The sequence below is a fragment of the Sorangium sp. So ce281 genome (assembly GCF_051527395.1).
Classification (GTDB): Bacteria; Myxococcota_A; Polyangia; order Polyangiales; family Polyangiaceae; genus Sorangium; species Sorangium cellulosum_B.
Window position 1 is genome coordinate 7,183,688 of sequence record NZ_CP150322.1, and the last position, 21,005, is coordinate 7,204,692.

Annotated in this window: 8 protein-coding genes; 5 read left to right on the forward strand and 3 right to left on the reverse strand. The window is 71.1% G+C overall.

Annotated elements, in window-relative coordinates; all coding sequences use genetic code 11:
• Positions 1–118 precede the first annotated feature (118 nt).
• Positions 119–6,172, forward strand: a complete 6,054-nt coding sequence (locus tag WMF27_RS27110) for an AAA family ATPase (RefSeq protein WP_437765974.1) — start codon at positions 119–121, stop codon at positions 6,170–6,172.
• 107 nt (positions 6,173–6,279) lie between these two features.
• The gene (locus WMF27_RS27115; RefSeq protein WP_437765973.1) at positions 6,280–7,014 is read left to right on the forward strand and encodes a DUF7873 family protein; all 735 of its coding nucleotides are present in this window, start codon (positions 6,280–6,282) and stop codon (positions 7,012–7,014) included.
• A 537-nt stretch (positions 7,015–7,551) separates the two neighbouring features.
• Here WMF27_RS27115 and WMF27_RS27120 read toward each other — a convergent pair.
• A complete protein-coding gene (locus WMF27_RS27120; RefSeq protein ID WP_437765972.1) occupies positions 7,552–8,082 on the reverse strand; it encodes a GNAT family N-acetyltransferase in 531 nt (176 codons plus the stop codon).
• 1,131 nt (positions 8,083–9,213) lie between these two features.
• On the opposite strand from WMF27_RS27120, the gene WMF27_RS27125 reads away from it, so the two are divergent.
• Both WMF27_RS27125 and WMF27_RS27130 read left to right on the forward strand, forming a co-directional pair.
• A complete protein-coding gene (locus WMF27_RS27125) occupies positions 9,214–11,343 on the forward strand; it encodes a collagen-like protein (RefSeq protein ID WP_437765971.1) in 2,130 nt (709 codons plus the stop codon).
• 813 nt (positions 11,344–12,156) lie between these two features.
• On the forward strand, positions 12,157–13,398 hold the full coding sequence (locus tag WMF27_RS27130) for a glycosyltransferase (protein WP_437765970.1): 1,242 nt from the start codon (positions 12,157–12,159) through the stop codon (positions 13,396–13,398).
• Positions 13,399–13,548: 150 nt separating this feature from the next.
• Here WMF27_RS27130 and WMF27_RS27135 read toward each other — a convergent pair whose 3' ends face one another.
• Positions 13,549–14,703, reverse strand: a complete 1,155-nt coding sequence (locus WMF27_RS27135; protein WP_437765969.1) for a protein kinase domain-containing protein — start codon at positions 14,701–14,703, stop codon at positions 13,549–13,551.
• A gap of 449 nt (positions 14,704–15,152) precedes the next feature.
• Positions 15,153–20,018 (reverse strand): hypothetical protein, encoded by a 4,866-nt coding sequence (locus WMF27_RS27140; protein ID WP_437943083.1) that lies wholly within the window; start codon positions 20,016–20,018, stop codon positions 15,153–15,155.
• A 460-nt stretch (positions 20,019–20,478) separates the two neighbouring features.
• On the opposite strand from WMF27_RS27140, the gene WMF27_RS27145 reads away from it, so the two are divergent.
• On the forward strand, positions 20,479–21,000 hold the full coding sequence (locus tag WMF27_RS27145) for a hypothetical protein (protein ID WP_437765967.1): 522 nt from the start codon (positions 20,479–20,481) through the stop codon (positions 20,998–21,000).
• Positions 21,001–21,005 lie beyond the last annotated feature (5 nt).

Here is a 21,005-nt window from a genome sequence, read left to right on the forward strand (position 1 = left end):
CAGGCGAGCCGGCGCGAGCGCATGCCGCCATTTCCCGTGACGAAGCACGGCGCTTTTGGCACCATCAGGCCAGACGCCGACGCCTCGGAGGCCGCTCCGGCTGCCGACGATCTTGCCTATGCCAGAAAGTCCGCGTTACCTCGTGGTGGGGGTCTTGCACCAAGGTGCAGAGACGATCCTCTACCGAGCGCGGCGCGCGGAGGACGGCCGGCCGGTGGTGCTCAAGGTCCTGCGGCGCGACCACGCGAGCCCGCGCGCCCTCGGCCGGCTGCACCACGAGTACGAGCTCGCCAGTGCGCTCGACACGACGGCCGTGGTCAAGGCCCGCGCAATCGAGGTGTTCGGCGATCAGGTGGCGCTGGTCCTGGAGGACTTCGGCGGCCGCTCGCTCGACCAGCTGCTCGATGGCGACGGGCCCATGGGCCCGATGCGCGGGATGCGCGGGATGTCGATCGAGCGCTTCTTCCCCCTCGCCCTCCGCCTGACCGACGCGCTGGCCGAGCTGCACCGCCACCGCATCATCCACAAGGACATCAAGCCCCAGAACCTGCTCTGCAACCCCGACACCGGCGAGGTGAAGATCACCGATCTCGGCATCGCTTGCCTGCTGCCCCGCGAGTCCCAGGACCTCGCCCGCGACAGGCTCATCGAGGGCACGCTCGCCTACATGGCGCCGGAGCAGACAGGCCGGATGAACCGCTGGATCGACGAGCGGACCGACCTCTACTCCCTCGGCGTCACGTTTTACCAGATGCTGACGGGCGCCCTGCCGTTCCAGGCCAGCGATCCCGTCGCGTGGGTACATTGCCACATCGCCCAGCCGCCGCAGCCGCCGCAGGCGCTCGTCCCCTCGATTCCCCCGCTCCTGTCGGCGGTCGTGCTCAAGCTGCTCTCCAAGGCCGCCGAGGAGCGCTACCAGAGCGCGCTCGGCCTGCGCCATGACCTCGATCGGTGCTTTTCCCAGCTGCGGGCGACCGGCGCCATCGAGCCGTTCCCGCTCGGCCAGCGCGACCTCTCCGACCGGTTCCGGGTCCCGCAGCGGCTCTACGGCCGCGAGCGCGAGATCGAGGCGCTGCTCGCCGCGTTCGAGCGCGTCGTCGCGAAGGGCCGGCCCGAGCTCGCGCTCGTGTCGGGTTACTCGGGCATCGGCAAGTCCTCGCTCGTCGCCGAGCTGCACAGGCCCGTCGTGCGCGAGCGCGGCTTCTTCCTCTCCGGCAAGTTCGAGCAGCTGAAGCGCGGCGTCCCTTATCTCCCTCTCCTTCAAGCGTTCCGGGCGCTCTTGCAGGAGATCCTGAGCGCGAGCGAGGAGCAGCTCGAGCGCTGGCGGGAGCGCCTCCGCGAGGCCCTCGGCCAGGATGGCGGTCTGCTCGCCGGCGTGCTCCCCGAGCTCACGCTCCTCCTCGGCCCCCAGCCGCCCGTGCCCGAGCTCCCGCCCACCGAGGCGCAGGGCCGGATGCACGCGGCGCTCCAGCGCCTCGTCGCGGCGTGCGCCCGGAACGAGCACCCCGTCGCCCTCTTCCTCGACGACCTGCAATGGGCCGACGCGGCCAGCCTCCTCTTGCTCGAGCAGCTCGCCACCTACGCCGGGTCCGAGCACCTCCTGCTGATCGGCGCCTACCGCGACAACGAGGTCGGCCCCGCGCACCCGCTCCGGCTCACCCTGGCCGAGGTGCGGAAGCGCGGCGCCGCCGTCTCCGAGCTCGTCCTCGCGCCGCTCTCCGCCGCCCACGTCGAGGCGCTCGTCGCCGAGGCGGTCCACGCCCCAGCCGAGGAGGTCGAGCCGCTCTCGCGGCTCGTCTACGAGAAGACCGGCGGCAACCCGTTCTTCGTCCTCCAGTTCCTCTTCGAGCTGCACCAGGAAGGCCTCATCACGTTCGACGCCGAGCAGCGCGTATGGCGCTGGGACATCGCCGCCATCCACGACAAGGGGTTCACCGACAACGTCGTCGAGCTGATGGTGGGCAAGCTCAAGCGGCTCTCCATCCCGGCGCGGGACGCGCTCAAGCTCGCCGCCTGCCTCGGCAGCGGCCTGGACCTCGACACCCTCGCGATCGTCGCGCGGAGGTCGGCGGAAGCGCTCCGCGGCGCGCTCGAGGAGGCCGTGCGGGAGGGGCTGCTCCTCCGGCGGGACGCTGGCTACCGCTTCCTCCATGACCGGGTGCAGCAGGCCGCGTATTCGCTCATCCCGGCCGAGCAGCTCGCCGAGGTGCACCTCCGGATCGGCCAGCTGCTCCTGAAGGGCCGGCGCCCGGGCGAGCGCGACGAGTCGCTCTTCGACGTCGTCGGCCACCTCAACCGCGGCGCCGCGCTCCTCCGCTCCGAGGTGGAGCGCGACGAGCTCGCCGCCCTCAACCTCCGCGCCGGCAGGAAGGCCAAGGCCGCCGCGGCCTTCCAGTCCGCCGCCGCGCTCCTCGCCGCGGGCCTCTCCCTGCTCGCGCCGAGCCGCTGGGAGACGCGGCACGAGCTGACCTACGATCTGACCTTCGAGCGCGCGCACGTCGCGTACATCACCGGCGGCTTCGACGAGGCCGAGCGGCTCCTCGAAGAGCTCATGGAGCGCGCGAGGACCAGGGCCGAGACGGCCGCCGCCGTCGAGCTCGCCGTCGCGCTGAACGTCACCCGAGGGCGACACGCTCGCGCGGTGGAGATCGGGCTCGGGTGGCTCCGCGCCTGCGACATCGCGCTTCCGCGCTGCCCCAGCGACGCACAGGTCGACGAGGAGACCGAGCACGTCTGGCGGGACCTGGGCGATCGCGCGATCGCGGACCTGATCCACCTGCCCCGCATGGCGCATCCGGAGATCCAGAGCGCGATGGGCGTGCTGAACGAGGTGTCTCTCCCCGCGTTCTTCATGGACGCGAACCTGCACTACCTCATCGTCCTGCGCATGGTCCAGCTCAGCCTGCGCCACGGCAACGCCGACAGCTCCTCCAACGCGTACACCTTCTTCGCGAGGGTGATCGGCCCGAGGTACGGGCGATATCAGGAAGGATATCTGTTCGGCAAGCTCGGCCACGACCTGGCGCAGAGGAGCGGCCTCCTCACCACAAAATCGGTGGTGCTCACCATGTTTGGACAGCACATCGTCTTCTGGACGCGCCATTACCGAGAGACGTATCCGTACATACGCGCCGGCTTCAGCGCCGCGGTCGAGTCCGGCAACCTGAACGACGCCTGCTACAACTGCATGTGGGCCGAGATGTTCCCGCTGCTCTCCGGGGAGCCGCTGGAGGACGTGCTCCGCGCGGTCGAAGAGCGCCTCGGCTTCGTGCGCAGGGCCGGTTACGCGTTACCCTACTGCGTCCTCTTCAGCATCTACGCCATGATCCAGGCGCTGCGCGGGAGGCCGGTGCGCCTCTCGGCGGTGGACGGCTCGGAGCTGGATCTGCCGGCCTTCGAGGCGTCGATCGAGGAAGGGAATCCTCCGCTCGTCCGCGCCATCCATTACAACTTGAAGGCGCAGGCGCGCTTCCTGATCGGCCCTCCCGGAGCGGCGTTCGCCGCGGTGACCCGCGGGCGCGCCGAGCACCCCTACAAGGTCGAGTCGAACGTCATCATCGCCGAGAGCTCTTATTACCTCGCGCTCTCGCTCGCGGCCCTCTCCGGCGAGGCGCATGAGGCGCGGCCCGCCCCGCGGGGGGAACCCAGCGAGGAGCTGCTCGAGTGCGAGCGGCAGCTCGGCGCGTGGGCCAGGAGCTGCCCCGAGAACTTCCTCCACAAGCACGCCCTGGTCCGCGCCGAGATCGCCCGGCTCCGCGGCCAGGAACCGCAGGCGATGCGGCTCTACGAGCAAGCCATCTCCTCGGCGCGGGAGAACGGCTTCGTCCAGCACGAGGCCATCGCCTGCGAGCTCGCCGCGGGGTTTTACCGCGCGTGCGGCCTCGCCACCGCCGCCGACGCCCACCTCCAGAACGCCCGCGCCGCCTACTTCCGCTGGGGCGCCCACGCCAAGGTGGAGCAGCTCGACCAGCGCTACCCGTACCTCGCCCCGCGCAAGCCGATCGCGCCCACCGTCACCTTCGCCGTCCGGGCCGAGCAGTTCGACGTCCTGTCGGTCGTCACCGCCTCTCAGAGCATCTCCGGCGAGCTCAAGCTCCCGCGCCTTCTGGAGATGCTGCTGCGCATCGTGGTCGAGCACGCGGGCGCCGGAGAGGGGGCCATGCTCCTGGTCCGGGAGGATCGCCTGTCGATCGCGGCGGCGATCTCGACGTCCGGGGGCGGGGCGCGGCTGCTCGACGCGGGCGAAGCGGCGGCGACCGCGCTGCCGCGGTCGGTCCTCAACTACGTTCGCCGGAGCCACGAGCGCGTGCTGCTCGACGACGCCGCCGGGCGGCACCCGTTCTCGGAGGACGACTATTTCAGGCAGAGGGGGGCGGGCTCGGTGCTGTGCCTGCCGATCGTGCGGCAAACGCGGCTGCTCGGCCTGCTCTACCTGGAGAACAGGCTCATCACCGGGGCGTTCACGCCCGGGCGGCTCACCGTGATCGAGCTGCTCGCCTCGCAATCGGCCATCTCGCTCGAGAACGCCATGCTCTATACCGATATCGAGCAGGAGAACGCCGAGCGGCGCCGGGCGGAGCGCGAGCTCCAGGCCAACCAGAAGACGCTCCAGGCCATCGTCGACAACTCCGCCGCCGCCATCTACCTGAAGGATCGCGACGGCCGGTATCTGCTCGCCAACTGCCACGCGGAGAGCGCCGTCGGGCTGTCGCTCCATGGGATCCGCGGAAAGACCGACGCCGAGATCTTTCCTGCTTCGACCGCCGAGCTGCTCCGTGACAACGACAGGAAGGTGCTCGACGCGGGCGAGCCGCTGCAGTGCGAGGAGGAGCTCTTGCTGGACGACGGGCCGCACACGTTCCTGTCGGTCAAGTTCCCGCTCGGCGAGCGGGTCATGCCCGGCGTGCTCTGCGGCATCTCCACCGACATCACCCAGCGCAGGCGGGCCGAGCTCGCCGAGCGCTTCCTCGCCGACGCGAGCCGCAAGCTCATGGCCCTCGGCTACGGCGCCACGCTCGACAGCGTCGCGCAGCTCGCCGTGCCCGAGCTGGCCGACCGGTGCGTCATCGACGTGGACCTCGCGCGCGGCGCCCCGGGACACACGATCGCCGCGGGCGTGCCCGCCGAGCTCGCAGGGGCGGTGTTCGACGCGCTGCAGCCGCTCTCGGCGGCGTCGCTGCAACGCCCCGAGGTGGGCGACGTCCGCGCCGCGCCCCTCCTCGAGCCGCTCGGCGTTCACTCCTTCCTCCGGGCCCCGCTCCTCGCGCGCGACCGGTGCTTCGGCGTCATGACCCTGCTGGCGACCGCTCCCCGGCGCCGCTACGGCCCCGCCGACCTGGGGCTGGCCCAGGAGCTGGCGAGCCGCGCCGCGCTCGCCCTCGACAACAGCCGCCTGTTCGCCGAGGCCCAGGAGGCGATCGAGCGCCGGAACGAGTTCCTCCTCGTCGCCTCGCACGAGCTCAAGACCCCGCTCACCTCGCTCAAGATGCAGGCCCACCTCCTCGCCCGGCTCCTGCCCCGCTTCCAGCGCGCCGAGGTCGCTCCCGAGCGCATCGACGCCGCGCTCCAGGTCCTGAGCCGCCAGATCGCGCGCCTCGCCCACCTGGTCAACGAGCTGCTCGACGTCACCCGCCTCAACGCCGGCCGGCTCACCCTCGCGCGCGCGCCCGTCGATCTGGCGGCCCTGACGCGCGAGGTCGTCGAGCGGATGCACCAGCAGCTCGACGACGCCTGCTGCCGCACCCGGCTCGAGCTGGAAGGGCCCGTGATCGGGGACTGGGATGCTTCTCGCATGGAGCAGGTCCTCATCAACCTCCTGTCCAACGCGATCAAGTACGGCGCGGGGGCCCCCGTTCACGTCGTCGTGCGCGGCCTGGAAGGCCGCGCGCTGCTCGTCGTCCGCGACCACGGCATCGGCATCACGGAGACCGACCAGGCCAGGATCTTCGAGCGCTTCGAGCGCGCCGTCTCCGCCCGCAGCTTCGGCGGCCTCGGCCTCGGCCTCTACATCGTCCGGTGGATCGTCACCTCCCACGGCGGCACCATCCGCGTCGAGAGCGCGCCGGGCGCGGGCGCCGCGTTCATCGTCGAGCTCCCCCTGCGCCCGGCCGAGGCGGAGACGGCGGCCGAGGGCGCAGGCCAAGGAGAAGGGGCCCTGCTCCCGTCGGCCTAGGCGCTCACGCGCTCACGACAGCGCTCCCGGGGCCCATTGCGGGCTCACGCGACGGCGCTGACAGGCGCTTTGCTCCTCTGATAGGGTGGTCCTCCTAGGAGACCGCCATGCCTCGCTTGAACCAGATCATCGCCATCGAGAAGGGCGTCAAGGCCCGCTCCCACCAGCGCCTCACCGAGGCGCACCACGCGCTGCAGAAGCCGGCGTTGCTCTCCGGGATCTCGCGCACCTACCGGTCGAAGGACGAGGAGGGCGAGCAGCTCCCGCCCGAGGCGACGAGGGTCCAGGCGAAGGCCGAGGACATCATCCGGAGCACCGCCGACATCCTGGGCGAGCTCTTCGACGTCACGGCCACCAAGGACTATGCGAACTGCAAGGCCCGCGCGGACGTGGTCGTCGACGGCAAGGTGCTCCTCACGGGGGCGCCCGTGACTTACCTGCTCTTCCTGGAGAAGCAGCTCGTCGACATGAACACCTTCATCAAGAAGCTGCCGGTGCTCGACGCGTCGGAGAGCTGGACGTTCGATCCCTCGGCGGACTCCTGGGCGACGGAGCCGGTGCAGACGGCGCGGACCAAGAAGATCCCGCGCAACCACGTCAAGGCCGAGGCGACGGACAAACACCCGGCGCAGGTGGAGGTCTATCACGAGGACGTGGTCGTCGGTTACTGGAAGACGGTCAAGTTCTCGGGCGCGCTGCCGGCGCGGCGCATCAACGAGCTGCTCGATCGCGTGGAGAAGCTGCAAAAGGCGGTCAAGTTCGCCCGCGAGGAGGCGAACAACCAGACGGTCGAGGAGCAGAAGGTCGGCGCCGCCGTCCTCGGTTTCCTGTTCGGCGCCTGACGCGCGCCGCCCTGCCCCGGCCGCGCTTGCGCCGCGGCCGCCGGAGCGATATCGTGGCCGCGGAGTGCAAGTTGAAGCTCAAGCTCAGCTTGATGGGCTCGGCGCCCAAGCGCAGGTTCGAATCCTGCCCCCGCCACCTCATTTTCTCTCGCGGCGGGGTAGCCCAGCTCGGAAGAGGCAGCGCCGGCCCGTTCAATGGTCTCAAGCTCTCACTCCAGGCTCGAGCATTCGCCGCCGATCACCCAATCGAACGGGAGGAGGCTTGAATCGTCGGATGCTGGTTCAATTCCAGCCTGGCCAGCCCGCGCCGCGGTGAGGCGTCGCCTCTCCTCGCGCGGCGCCGGGGCGCTCCCGCCCCGGCGCGCGGTCCATGATGGCCGGTAGTTCAATGGCAGAACACGGCGGTGTAAGGACTGACCTTCGACCTTAAACGTGTGGGTGTGCGCAGATGGCGGCAAACCGAGGCCCGGGACTAGGCCACAGTCCCGGGTCTCACCTATTTCAGGGGCCTTCGGGTCGGGGGAGAGCGCCGGCGGCTCAGGCCTTCAGGAGGAGCTCGAACCCTTCGGCCACGAGCCCCTTGAACACGGTCGGCCCCGTCCGGCGGAATCCTAGCTTCTCCAGCACCCTGACCGACGCGACGTTCTCGAGCATCGCGTGCGCGACGAGGTGTGAGAGCCGGAGCTCCTCGACCGCGTACCGGATGCACGCGGCGGCCGCCTCCGTGGCGTAGCCTCTGCCCCAGTGCTCGCGGAAGAAGCGGTACCCGAGGTCCGCGACCCCGAGGTCGTCGTGCCACCTGAGGCCGCACCAGCCTAGCTTTTCCCCCGTCTTCCGGTCCGAGACGATGAACCGGCCCATGCGGAAGTCCTCGAACTGGCGCGCGAGCCGCGCGACGACCGCGCGCGCTTCGTCCTCGCACGCGAACGCGGTATCGCCGGTGTAGCGGACCACCTCGGGATCCGAGTTCAGCTCCATCATGAACGGGACGTCCGACCGCCGGTGGGGGCGGAGGCGCAGGCGCTCCGTCAGGAGGAGCGCGTCGTCGTCGGTGTCGAGGCCGGGCACCCGGCGATCTTACCCGGTCCGCCGCGGCGGCGCAGCGTTCGGTGGTGCAGTCATTTGAACATGAAGGCGGGAAGGCGGGAAGAAAACCTCAATGATCTTCCCGCCTTCCCGCCTTCATGTGGAACCTCTCTGCGCAAATGACCGCACCACCCAGCGTTCGCGCATCACGGGCGCCGGCGCGCATCGTTCTGGCGCGCACCGGCGCCGAGCCGAGGTGCGTGCGCCACCCGCGGGTGATGCGGCACGTGTCGGCGCGTCACGGTGGCCGCCGGCCGCCGGTGGAGCCTGTCCGGTCGCTGGAGAGGATCGCGCTCGACAGCGTATCGGGCGCTCCTGAGGCCATGTCGGGCGCTCCTGAGGCCATGTCGGACGCGCCTGAAGCCATGTCGGACGCTTTTGAATCGGCACCGGATGTTCCAGCGAAGCCGTGCTGCCGCGGCTTGACGAGCGCGCCGCGTGCTCGCCGCGCCGGCCCACCGGAGGCGCGCCGAGCGCCGACTCGCAGCGCGCCGTGTTCGCCATTTCCTGTCCCGTCCGCGGCCGTCTCCTGATTCTCGCGTTGGTGCTCCCTTCGCGCCATTGCGTGCTCCCATGCGCGAGCTGCTGTCTTTCCACGCGTTCGCCCTGCTCAGCGCTCGATGCCTGCAAATACCCCGGCTTCGCATGCGGGCGCGGCGCTCCCCCGGCGCGAGCGCGAATGAACGCCGATTGCTCGACAGGGGTCGCGGCTGTCAACCCCTCCTCGGGGGCTTGGTGAACCGCCCCCATTAACTTAGGATCGCTCCAGACACAGCGGGTTGGCGACTGGAGCCTTCGAGCGCTGGCTGCACCTGACCGCGCCCGCGCCGTGGCGTGGCCTGTCGGGTGCCGCATCGACGAATCGCCCTGACTTTTCGTGCCGGCAATTGGTGGGACTCTCATCGAGAAGTCGGTGCGGGGCACGGGCGGAGATCCGCCCCGGAGTCGGCCTTCGCCCGATTCACTCGCCTGCTGGGCTCCACCTCATCTGAACGCGGCTGTCTGCGGGATCGAGCGCGTTGAAGCTCGGAATCGATAGAAAGGCGGAGTCACATGCGAAAGTATCGAGCGAGTGCGGTTTCTGCTGGAATCCTCGCCGGGTTTGCCGGATTGATGGCCAGCGCAGGCGCGAGCTGGGCCGGCGATTCTCGTGACGTCAAGGCGGAGGCCGGGGCGTCCGACGAGGTCGGGCACCACATGCCCGGCAAGCACAAGGGGTTCGTCGGACAGCAGTATCAGCAGTATCAGAAGGGGGAGCGCGGCCCCCGGGGGCCCATGGGGCAGCGGGGGCCCGCTGGGCCGCAGGGCGAGCGCGGCCCTCAGGGTCTTCAGGGGCCCAAGGGCGAGCGCGGCCCTCAGGGTCTTCAGGGGCCCAAGGGCGAGCGCGGCGAGCCCGGAGCGCAGGGGCCAGCAGGCACCGCGGGGCTCATCGGTCCCCAGGGCCTCCAGGGCTTCAAGGGCGTCGACGGCGCGCGGGGTCCGCAGGGGCCCAAGGGCGAGCGCGGCGAGCCCGGAGCGCAGGGGCCGGCAGGCACCGCGGGGCTCATCGGTCCCCAGGGCCTCCAGGGCTTCAAGGGCGTCGACGGCGCGCGGGGTCCGCAGGGGCCCAAGGGCGAGCGCGGCGAGCCCGGACGGCAAGGGCCAGCAGGCACCGCGGGGCTCATCGGTCCCCAGGGCCTCCAGGGCCTCCAGGGCCTCAAGGGCGCCGACGGCGCGCGGGGTCCTCAGGGTCCCCAGGGCCTCCAGGGCCTCAAGGGCGCCGACGGCGCGCGGGGTCCTCAGGGTCCCCAGGGCCTCCAGGGCCTCAAGGGCGCCGACGGCGCGCGGGGTCCTCAGGGACCCGCGGGGCCCATGGGTCCCAAGGGCGGGATGGGTCCTCAGGGACCCGTGGGGCTCATCGGTCCTCAGGGCCTCAAGGGCATCGATGGCGCGCGTGGTCCGCAGGGGCCCAAGGGCGAGATGGGTCCTCAGGGACCCGTGGGGCTCATCGGTCCTCAAGGCCTCAAGGGCATCGATGGCGCGCGTGGTCCGCAGGGGTCGGTAGGACCCAAGGGCGAGATGGGTCCTCAGGGGCCGGTGGGGCACATCGGTCCTCAGGGCCTCAAGGGCGCTGACGGCGCGCGTGGTCCGCAGGGGTCGGTAGGACCCAAGGGCGAGATGGGTCCTCAGGGGCCGGTAGGGCCCAAGGGCGAGATGGGTCCTCAGGGCCTCAAGGGCGCTGACGGCGCGCGCGGTCCGCAGGGGCCGGCGGGGCCCAAGGGCGAGCGTGGCGAGCCCGGCCCCCAGGGCATCGCAGGGCATGTCGGTCCTCAGGGCCTCCAGGGCCTCAAGGGCGCCGACGGCGCTCACGGCCTCAAGGGCGCCGACGGCGCGCGCGGCCCGCAGGGCCTCGCTGGACCCAAGGGCGAGGCGGGTCCCCAGGGGCCGGCCGGGCCCAAGGGCGAGCGCGGCGAGCGCGGCCCCGCAGGGCTCGTCGGTCCTCAGGGCCTCCAGGGCCTCAAGGGCGCCGACGGCGCTCACGGCCTCAAGGGCGCCGACGGCGCGCGCGGCCCGCAGGGCCCCGCTGGACCCAAGGGCGAGGCGGGTCCCCAGGGGCCGGCCGGGCCCAAGGGCGAGCGCGGCGAGCGCGGCCCCGCAGGGCTCGTCGGTCCTCAGGGCCTCCAGGGCCTCAAGGGCGCTGACGGTGCTCACGGCCTCAAGGGCGCCGACGGCGCTCACGGCCTCAAGGGCGCCGACGGCGCGCGCGGTCCGCAGGGCCTCGCTGGACCCAAGGGCGAGCGTGGCCCCCAGGGGCCGGCCGGACCCAAGGGCGAGCGCGGCGAGCGCGGCCCCGCGGGCCCCGCGGGGATCGTCGGTCTCCAGGGCCTCAAGGGCATCGACGGCGCGCGCGGTCTTCAGGGCCCCGCTGGACCCAGGGGCGAGCGTGGCCCCCAGGGGCCGACCGGAGCGCCTGGACTCGTGAAGATCCACGTGGTCTCCGTGACGCGCGAGGCGTCGCCCACGAGCGCGTTCGTCAACGTCAAGGCGCTCTGCAACGCGGGTGAAGTCGTGATCAGCGGCGGATTCTCGATCTCCGGCGGCGCCCAGGCGACGAGCAGGGTGGTCGAGAACTCGCCGTTCGACCCCACCGAAGGCCGCGCGGGCTGGACATCGACCGCCGTCTTCGAGAGCGGCTTCGGCAAGAAGGCGCAGACGGTGTCGCTGACCACCTTCGCCGTGTGCGCCGAGCTGTCCGAGCGCTGATCCCGAAAGACCGGCGGGCCATGCTCGCATGAGCACGAGCCCATCTCTCGAGCAGCTGTCCCCCGCCCGTCCACCGTGACCGCGAGGGCGGGGGACAGCTGGCTCCGCACCTCACGGTGCTCCCCACACGCCGCACCGCGGCACACCGTGCCATTGCCGCACAGCCCCCCACCTGTCGCCCCGCCTGCACAGACCACCGCGGTCCGCCCGTGCTCCCCCCGGAGCACGACCCGCGACGCCACCGGGCCCAGTCGCAGCCCTCCCCTGAACCCCTTACACCGCCGGATCAGCGGCCCGCGTTCACCAGGGACACCATCGCCCGCACACTCACCCACAGAAGATCACATCCATCCGCATCGCGGCATCGGGGGTGCAGATGCCCCGCCGGCAAGCGTGAGGCGGCTTGCACGCTTTTCGCATGAATTCCTCGCCCGTGGCCTGCGTGAACATCGGACTCTTCCACGTTCCGAAAAAAATGCGCGATTTCCGGCATTTCTGCCGGAATGTCGGCGTGGCATCGCTGCTGTCCTGGATCAGGGAGAGCCGCCCTGGCACGCACGTGAAGCCGCGACGCTCTTTGTCACAGCTGTTGCCATCTGCCACAGGCGCGATTGCACGTAGTCAGCGGACGGGCCGATGAAGACATCCCCTCACGTCAATCCAGCGGTACCCGGCATATCGAGGAGACACACAGAGAAATCTCCTCGCTTCGTAGATGCTGTGGTAATTTGCCCCCCCGGGGACGCGGACACGAAGGAGGGGTTTCTCTCAGGTCGGACCACATGTGCCCGAAGCGCACCCCAGAGGGGAACCATGAGCATAGATTACGATATGAAGACCACCGAGCATGCGACGATGACCGGAGCACGCCACAACCGTCTCGTGATCGCACACGTACTGAACTCCTTCCAGGTGGGCGGCGCCGAGCAGGTCGTGGTGGATCTGGCCGGGCTGCAGCGTGCCGCGGGGCATGAGGTGATGGTCGTGGGCATCGAGACGAACCCCGACGGGCCGCGCGCGGCGCAGCTCCGGGAGCGCGACGTCGCGGTGCACATGATGCCGAAGCGCTCCGGCTTCGACCTCAAGCTCCCCGGGAAGCTCGCGGCGTTCTTCGCCAAGCACGGTGTCTCGATCGTGCACTCGCACAATCAGCTGCCGCTCATCTACGCCACGGCCGCTGGCCGGCTGCACCGTGTGCCTGTGTGCCACACGCTGCACGGCGCCATGTTCGATCAGGGGCGCAGGGCGTGGCTGCGGCACATGGCCGCCAGGCTCGCCGACGCGCACGTGGCCGTGTCGCAGTCCACGGCCGACTTCATGCTGAAGCACAAAGAGGTGCCGAGCTCGAAGCTTCATGTGATCTTGAACGGAATCGACCTCTCCCGCTTCAGGCCGGACGCCGCGGCCCGGCACCGCATCCGGGCCGAGCTCGGGATCCCCCGGGACGCGTGGGTCGCCGGGGCGGTCGGCCGCCTGTCGCAGGTCAAGAACCACGCGCTCCTGCTCCGCGCGGCCGCGGCCGCCGGGATCCTGTCGGGCGACTCGGACAGCGCGCGCCTCCTCCTGGTCGGAGACGGGCCGGAAGCCGCCTCGCTGCGCGCCCTCGCCGAAGAGCTCGGCATCAGCGACCGCGTCGTCTTCGCAGGCGAACGGCACGACGTGCCCGGGCTGCTCGCCGCGAGCGACGTCTTCGTCCTGTCGTCGAAGTCCGAGGGCCTGCCGCTCTCCATGGTGGAGGCCATGGCGACGGGGTTGCCCGTGGTCTCGACCGCCGTGGGCGGCATCCCTGCCCTGATCGCCGACGGGGAGACGGGCTTCCTCGTGCCGTCGGACGACGAGGGCGCGCTCGCCGCCAAGCTCGCCGCGCTCAAGGGGGATCCCATGCAGTCCGCGGCGATGGGCAAGCGCGGAAGGAAGCTCGCGCTGCGGCGCTACTCGGCCGAACGCATGATGGCGAGCTACATGGATATCTACGAGACCCTCCTCGCCCGGCGCGAGTCGGAGCGGCGAGGCGTGATTCGGCCGAGCGAGCTGCTCGCGGGCCTGAACGCATAACCCGGCGAGCTGCTCGCAGGCTCGCCCGCATCACCCGGCGAGCCGCTCGCAGGCTCGCCCCACGATCCACACACCCGGGGCGAAACGCAAACGACGCGGCAAGCGCGTCGCCCGCCGCCGGGGGCAGGCCGTCGCTGCCTCCGGCGCGCTTCACGGCACGCGAGGGATCGTCGAGCGCGCGCGCGCGTTCGTCGCGAGCGACGGCGGCGACGAGAGCGCCGCCGCCCGGGAAAGCCGCGCCTGGGGACGACCCGAAGGCGGCCGCTCGTCCAGCGCGCCGAGGTCGCGCAGGCCCGTCGCCGGCGCGAGCGTGCTCCGGGGCGGCGGCACCAGCGTGCTCCGGGGCGGCGGCACCAGCGTGCTCCGGGGCGGCGGCACCAGCGTGCTCCGGGGCGGCGGCACCAGCGTGCTCCGGGGCGGCGCGAGCGCGAGCGCGGCGTGCGCCTCGCGCACAGCGGCGAGCATCGAGCGCGCATCCGGCCAGCGATCCGCCTGCGCGAACTCGAGCGCGCGGTCCACCACCCGCACCACGGCCGGAAGCATCGACGGCGCGATCCGCGCGAGCGACGGAATCGGGCAGGTCATCCTCAGGAAGAAGAGCTCGTTGACGGTCGGCGCCTCCTGGACGTATCGGTCCGTCAGCAGCGAGAACATCGTCGCGCCCAGCGCCCAGAGGTCCGTCCGCGCATCGACGAGATCCCAGCGCGCGCGGGCCTGCTCGGGCGGCATGTACGCCGGCGTGCCCATCGCGCGGAGCCCCACGAGGGAGGTTTGCCCCGAGGGGGCCCGCAGGCGCGCGATGCCGAAATCGAGGATCTTCACCCCGCGCTCTCGCGTGAGGAAGATGTTGTCAGGCTTCAGATCCCGGTGAACGACGCCCCTCGCGTGCGCGGCCTCGAGCACCTCCAGGATCTGCTCGCTCACGGAGAGGACCTCGGCCGGCGGGAGCGGGCCCCTCTGCGCCTTCCAGCGCTGGAGGAGGCTCTCCCCCTCGAGGAGCTCCATCACGAGGAACGGCGCTCCATCCTGGGTCACGTCGTCCGCGATCACCGCGGCGACCCCCGGGTGATCGAGGGTCTGCGCGATGGCCTTCTCGCGGAGGAACCGCGCGCGATCGCCCCGATCCCTCGCCCGCTCGGGGTGCAGCAGCTTGATCGCGACCCGCTGGCCCCTCCGGTGCGTCGCGGCATAGACGGCCGCCGTCCCGCCGAGGCCGATCAGCGCGTCCAGCCGCCACACGCCGTTGAGCGACGTCCCCACCCGCGCCTGCGCGCTCCGGGCGTGCGTGACATTCTCGAACTCCATCGCTGGTCCTCTCCGTACCTCGAGCCAGCGGCTCTCCCGGCGCTCGCGGCGCAGGAGAGCCACTCTGCTCTGCGTTTCCCGTGTCCCGGCGGCGGCGCTACGATCGAATCCGCGCGCCACGACGGCAGGCCCGGGTTGCAGCTCATCGGCACCGCGACCCGCCCGGCCGTCCTGCGTCACCGACACAGGAGCCGCATGGGGCGGGCGGTATCCAGCAGCACGTCATTTCATGGAAAAGTTCAGCAAAACCCGAGCCACGCCGGCGCACCTGGAGCGCCGCGGTGAACGCGCGACCGCGTGGGGCGAATCGCCCCATGCGGCAAGATGCCCCGACCCGCGTGGCGTCGCTGGCTCCACTGCGGGATGTCGGCCGGGGAAGCGAACCGCCAAGCCGACAGGGGCGCCAAGAAGACCGGGGAACAGGGGGGCCCGCGCGCGGGGGCGTGGGCTCAGTGGAGGCCCTTCATCGTCGGATCGCCCAGCTTGAACGCCGCCAGCGCTTGCCGGATGAAGGCGGGCACCGACAGGTAGCTCTCGAGCGCGCCGCAAGCGCGGTTCGAGGAGCACGTGCACTCGTAGAAATCGCTGAAATCGTCGTCGTCCGCGTCGGCGTCCGCCTTGCAGCCGTCCACGCCTTCCCGCAGGACCTCGCCGTCGTCCGCGATGGCGGCGATCGTCGGATCCCACCGCACGATCGGCTGCCCGGTCTCCGGGTTCGGCTTCACCTTGTGCCAGTCCGCCTTGCCGTCGCCGTCGAGGTCGGGCCCCGGCTCGGTGACATACGCCTTCGCCAGGAGCTCATTGCCGTACTCCAGGACGCGCGCGCCGATGCCCTTCTGCACGACCTTGCCAAAGACGGTCTCGGTCCCGTAGGCCTTCGCCACGAACACCTTCCCGGACGGGTGGTGGAGCTCGATCCGGTCCGGGAAGCCGGGATCGGTGTCTGCCCCGGCCTCCCAGACGTGCATCATGTCCAGCCACTTCTGCTTCTGGTTCTCGGGCAGGTAGAGCAGGGTCCACGCGATGAGGAACTTCTGCTGCTCCCATCCGATCTGCGGATCGAGGATGGCGACCTTGGCCGGGGCCCGCGGGTTCCACGGCGCGCTGTCGGGCGCGCCATAGGAGCTGCAGACGATGCTCCCGGCCGCGGGGAAGCAGCTCTCCGGCCCGCTCTCGGCCCACCACGAGGTCCAGCCGAGCGCGCCGGCCGGATACCCGCTCGCGTCCCGGACCGGCCGGCCGCGCTGGTCCGCCTCGACGCGCACGCCCTTGAGGGCGTCGTCGCCCGTGAGGTTGTTGGCGAGCCAGCGGCGGTACCCTTCCGGGAAGACGTCGGCGAGCGAGACCGCCCGGTAGCGCGCGTCGAGGAAGTCGTGCCGCGAGTCGCTGATGAAGTTGTCGACCGACTCGGTCATCAGCATCGACACCCACGCCTTGTCGTAATAGGCCCCGGCGTTCATCGTGTACGACGAGTCGTACTCGCCCTTGTCCGCCGCGAGCGCGTTCTCGAGCGGCTTGCCCCCGACGGCGATGTCACCGAAATAGCCTGTCGCGCCGTTCGGGACGACCACCAGCGGTTCCCCGGGATCGCCGAACACGTCGCTCGATGACCGGAGGACGTTGTCCCCGTCCGGCAGGAAGTGCTCTCCCGGCTGCGGGCGCGCCATCTGGAGCGAGAAGTGATCGAACGCGATCCCGGCCGCGAGGGTGTTCTCCTTGAAGAGGCTGTTCGCGGCCTGGACCCAGAACGTGTCGAAATCGTAGCCGCGGTCCAGCGCGAACTCGCGGTAGATGTTCATGATGAGCCCGAGGCCCTTCGCGCCGTCGCGCATCTTCGCGTTGTAGCGGTTCAGGGTCCGCTCCGACGCCGCGCGCACGCTGAAGGCCTGCCGGCCGCGGCGGTAGTTGTCGAAGATGTGGTTCACCTCCTGCTGCGTGACGAAGAAATTGAAGAGCTCGTAGGCGTCCGCGCCGTTGTCGTGCCGGTACACGCTCAGGTTGCCGAGGTCGGCCCACCGGTCGGTCGCGAAGCCGTACGGCAGGCGGGTCCGCCCCGCCGGGTCCACCGAGGGCCCCTTCACGTCCTTCGGCGTCTCCAGCGCGCGCCAGGGGACATAATCGACCTTCTGCTGCCGGCACCGCGTGGTCTTGCCGCCGATCGACACGAGCTGGCCGTCGAGCAAGGGGTGCCAGACGCCGTCCAGCTCCTCGTCCCAGTCCGAGGGCACGTACGCGCTCGGGTCGACCTCGACGCAGCTGCGCGGCGCGATCAGCTCGTACTTGCTCTGCAGCTCGGAGTAATGGATGTCCTCGTCGTCGTACTCGGGCTGGATGCCGAGGATGCCGCCGAAATCGTCGATCTTCGCGAGCACGCCCTTGCCGCGCGGGGTGGTCGCCTTGTAGCTCGGGTCGGCGTGCACGGCGACCGCATCGCCGTAGAACAGGCGGGCCGCGGCGAAATCGTAGGCGCCGAGCCCGATGAGGTCCTGCGTGGGCTCGCCGGCATAATCCATCGTCGACGACTGCATGAACATCCAGATCAGGTTCTTCCGCTCGTTCTCGGTGACGGGGTCGTAATACCTCGGCCCGACGCAGGCCTCGCCGTCCTCCGAGAGCGTCTCGCACCGCGTCTTCACCCGTCCATTGCTCGTGCGGAGCTGCCAGTACTGCGGCCGGTAGCCCCAGGCGTCGGAGGAGCTCACGAAATTGTGCCGCAGCCCGACGGAGTGGCCCATCTCGTGGAGGATCACCGAGGTGTGCGCCCGCTGCGCGAGGTAGCGCCGCATCGCCTCGGCGCGCCGGGCCTTCTGCGCGGCGTCCCCCTCGCCGAACCGCCCGTGCTTGCTCGCGAATTTCTCCTCGAGGAGGTCCGCCAGGTCGGCGGTCGCGAGCGGCGCCGGCGCCTCGTGCATCACGCACGCGCCGCGCTCGGCGAGCGCGATCTCCTTCAGGTTCGCGAGCTCGCGCCGCACGCTCGGGTTCGCCCCTCGGAGCGGCGACGCGAGGCGCATCACCTCGTCCGTGAGCGGCAGCCCCTCGACGCCGGTGAGCTGCTGGATCGCCTTCGTCGTGAGCTCGGCCTCGAGCTCCGAGCCCGCCGCGGCCCTGCGGCGCGCCTCGTAGACCCCGCGCATGCTGTCGGGCGCCGTGGCGTCGGCCGCGATGCCGCGCACCTCCTTCGAGAGCCGCCGGAGGCTCTCGCGCAGCGCTGGGTTCTGCGCCATCTGGCCGGTGCCCTCGGAGACGGCCGCCTCGTCCACCCCGGCGGACCGGGCGATCCGCCGCGCCAGCTCCTCCCGCGTCAGCCGCGGCAGCGCGCCGCCCCTCGAGGCGCCCTCGCTCGCCTGCGCCCAGTCCCGGACGTAATCGCCGTCGGTCACGTCTTCGGTCTTGAGCTCTCCCTTGATGTAGCGGGCCGTGTCCACGACGCCCTGGCTCCAGATGTCGCTGACGTGCGTCCAGACATTGATGCTCGCCGCGACCTTCTCGCCGGTGAGCGGGTCCTCCGAGTCGCTGTAGATGCCCCAGGCGGAGGGCGATTGCGGCGCCTCGAAGTTGTTGATCTGGTGATAGCGCAGGTCGCCGATCCGCGCGTTCAGCGCCTCGCGGCACGCCTTCATCAGCGCCGGGTCCCGCCCTGCTTGCTTGCGGCGCTCGTCGCTGCACATCCGGGCGGTCACGCCCGCCGGGAGCCGCGGACCGCCGCACGCCTCGGGGTCGGCCGCCTCGACGGGGCTGTGACAGAGCACGATCATCTCGGGCATCTTCGCGAGCGCGATGACGCCCCTCGAGGTCCCGCGCCGCGCGCCGATCTCGTCGGCGAGGGCCTCGCAGGGCTGCCCCTCGCGCGCCGCGCCGCGCCGGCACGCGTCGACCTCGCGCGAGAGCGCGATGGCGTCGGCGTCATCGTCCATCTGCCCGTCGTAGACAGGGAACGCCTCGCTGCAGCGCGCCGCGTCCCCTTGCGTGCGGACGCACTCGGCGTACTTGGCGGTGACGACGGCGCTGCGCAGGGCGACGTCCCACTCGTGGGCCGCCATGTCCGTGGCGACGAAATAGTCGGGGTTGCTGTCCGAGGTCACGTACCACGCCTGCGGCACGGCCTCGCGCCGCTGGTAGGGCAGGGTGCACCGTTGCTTGAAGGTATCGCACCGCGAGCCGGGCCCCACCGCCTCCATCCCTCCATCCCGGGCCATCAACGCCCCGGTGACGGCCTCGCACTCGTCCTCGGTCCCGTTCCGGTCCTGGTCGCGGTGCGGATCTGCGCCGGCGGGGGTGGTCTCGGGCGTGAAGCACGGGATCTCGCCCGTCATGCGCTCCGGATCGTCGTAGTAGTGGCTGCGTTCCCAGATGTTGTAACGGGAGATCAGGCGGTGCCACTTGGCGTCGCTCATGCCGTAGTTGCGGGCGTAGCCGAAGCGCTCTCGCACGAAGGCGCCGAACGCCCGGAACCGGTAGCCGTCCCACTCGGCCGGCTCGTAGTCCCGATCGACGACGCGCCGGAACGACTGCCGGAGGGTGATCTCGACGGGGTTGCACGATCCGACCGGCGCGGTGCCGCCCGCGAAGTCCGTGTCGAGCATGCAGGCCGGGAAGCTGTCGATGCCCCAGCCGAGGTGGCTGAGATCGACGAGCTGAGGCACCGCGAAGGCCTTGTTGGTGACGTCGAAATACCCCTCCTCGGGGTCGAAATGGGGCGCGTCGGGGTGGCTCGGGTCGCTGACGTAGTAGGAGAGCGGCTCGTACTGCACGCCGCCGTAGACGCCGATGAGCGACAGCGTGTCGAAGTCGTAGGAGTCGACGTTCAGGTTCTTCGACCAGTCGACCCGCATGTACTCGCGCTCATACCACGGACGATCGGTCGTGTTTTCGACGACGACGTTGCTCTCTTCGCCCGTCGCCCGGTTGTAATCGCGCTGGACGTCGAAGTGCGAGAGGATCTTGTAGGCGACGACCACGACGCCATCGTCCGTGGCGGCGCCGGCGCCCTTGCCGTCGCTGTCGTTCACGCGCTCGTAGGTGAGGCGCCCGAGCAGGAGGTCTTCCTGGATGATCCACTTGATGCGCGCGACGTCGGCCTGAGCGTACGAGGAGGAGAAGAGCCCGTCCTGCGAGGCGCCGTAGCCCACGTCGACCACCGTGGTCCGCGCCCAGAACTCGGGATCGTCCTCCCTGCTCTGCAGATCGGCGCCGACGAAGAACGATTTGGCCAGCGCGTTCGCCTGCACCTGGCTGATGGCCGGCCGCTCCTCGGCGCAGCCCGCGATCGAGCACACCGCTGCCGCGAGCAATGCCTGTCTCACAATCCACCTCATCGCAGAGTCCTCCTCTGGCAGCTCGGCCCCGAGCGCGCATGCCCCCATGAGAACCTCGGCCCGAGTCACCGCGACGACCGCCCCGGTCGCGCGAGGGGCGCGCCTGCTCGCCCTCGCCGGCACCGCGGCATACCACGTACCACGCGCGCCCCACCCTCGCCATTCCTGGCCAATCCACGGGCATTCAATGCCTTTTCCGCCTCGCGCCCCGCTCACCGCGCGGCCGCGCTGCGCCGCCGGGCGTCAGGCGATTGACGGCCGATTGACGGCCGCTGCCCCCGTTCGCCGAGCCTCTCCGGGCTGGGACGGAAATGGCCTGTTCCAAGCGGCCAGCAGCTCGGCTGTTCCAGTCGTCCGCCGTGGGCCCCGGAGGCTCGGCGCGCGCTTCTCTCCCGCCGCCCCCTCGCCTCGCTCGCGAGGCTGCGGTATTCGACCACCTCACCCGATCGGGAGGAACACCGTGCCTGACGGAGACGTCCTGCTCTCGAACACCGACGGCACCATCCTGGCGCAAGGCCCCGCCGTGCTCGTCTGCGAGTGCCGTGGCGACGGCCTCGACCTCGCCGTCCATCGCGTCGCCGCGTTCGCGCTCGTCGTGGCGGGCATCGTGGCGGGCATCGTGGCGGCGCACGCGGCCCCCTTTCCCATCCTCTTCATCGCGGGGATGTGGACCGCCGGAGCCGCCGCCGCGCTGCTCGCCGTCCGCCGGCGCCGCCGGCTCCACGGGCTGTTCCGCCTCGACTTCGAGCGGGACGAGCTCATCCAGGACGGCCGTGGCTTCCGGCGGATCCTGCCGATCCAGGCGATCGTCGGCGTCTCGACCCCGCCCGCCTCGGACGCGGACGTCGACGAGCCGGGCCTCGCGCCGCGCTGGCTGCTCCTCCACCTGTCGACCGGGGAGCAGCTGCGCCTGGGCAAGGCGCCCGCCTACGCGCTCGGCCCCGCGCTCGCCTTCCTCCGGCGGGCCGGCGTCGAGGCGTGAGGGGC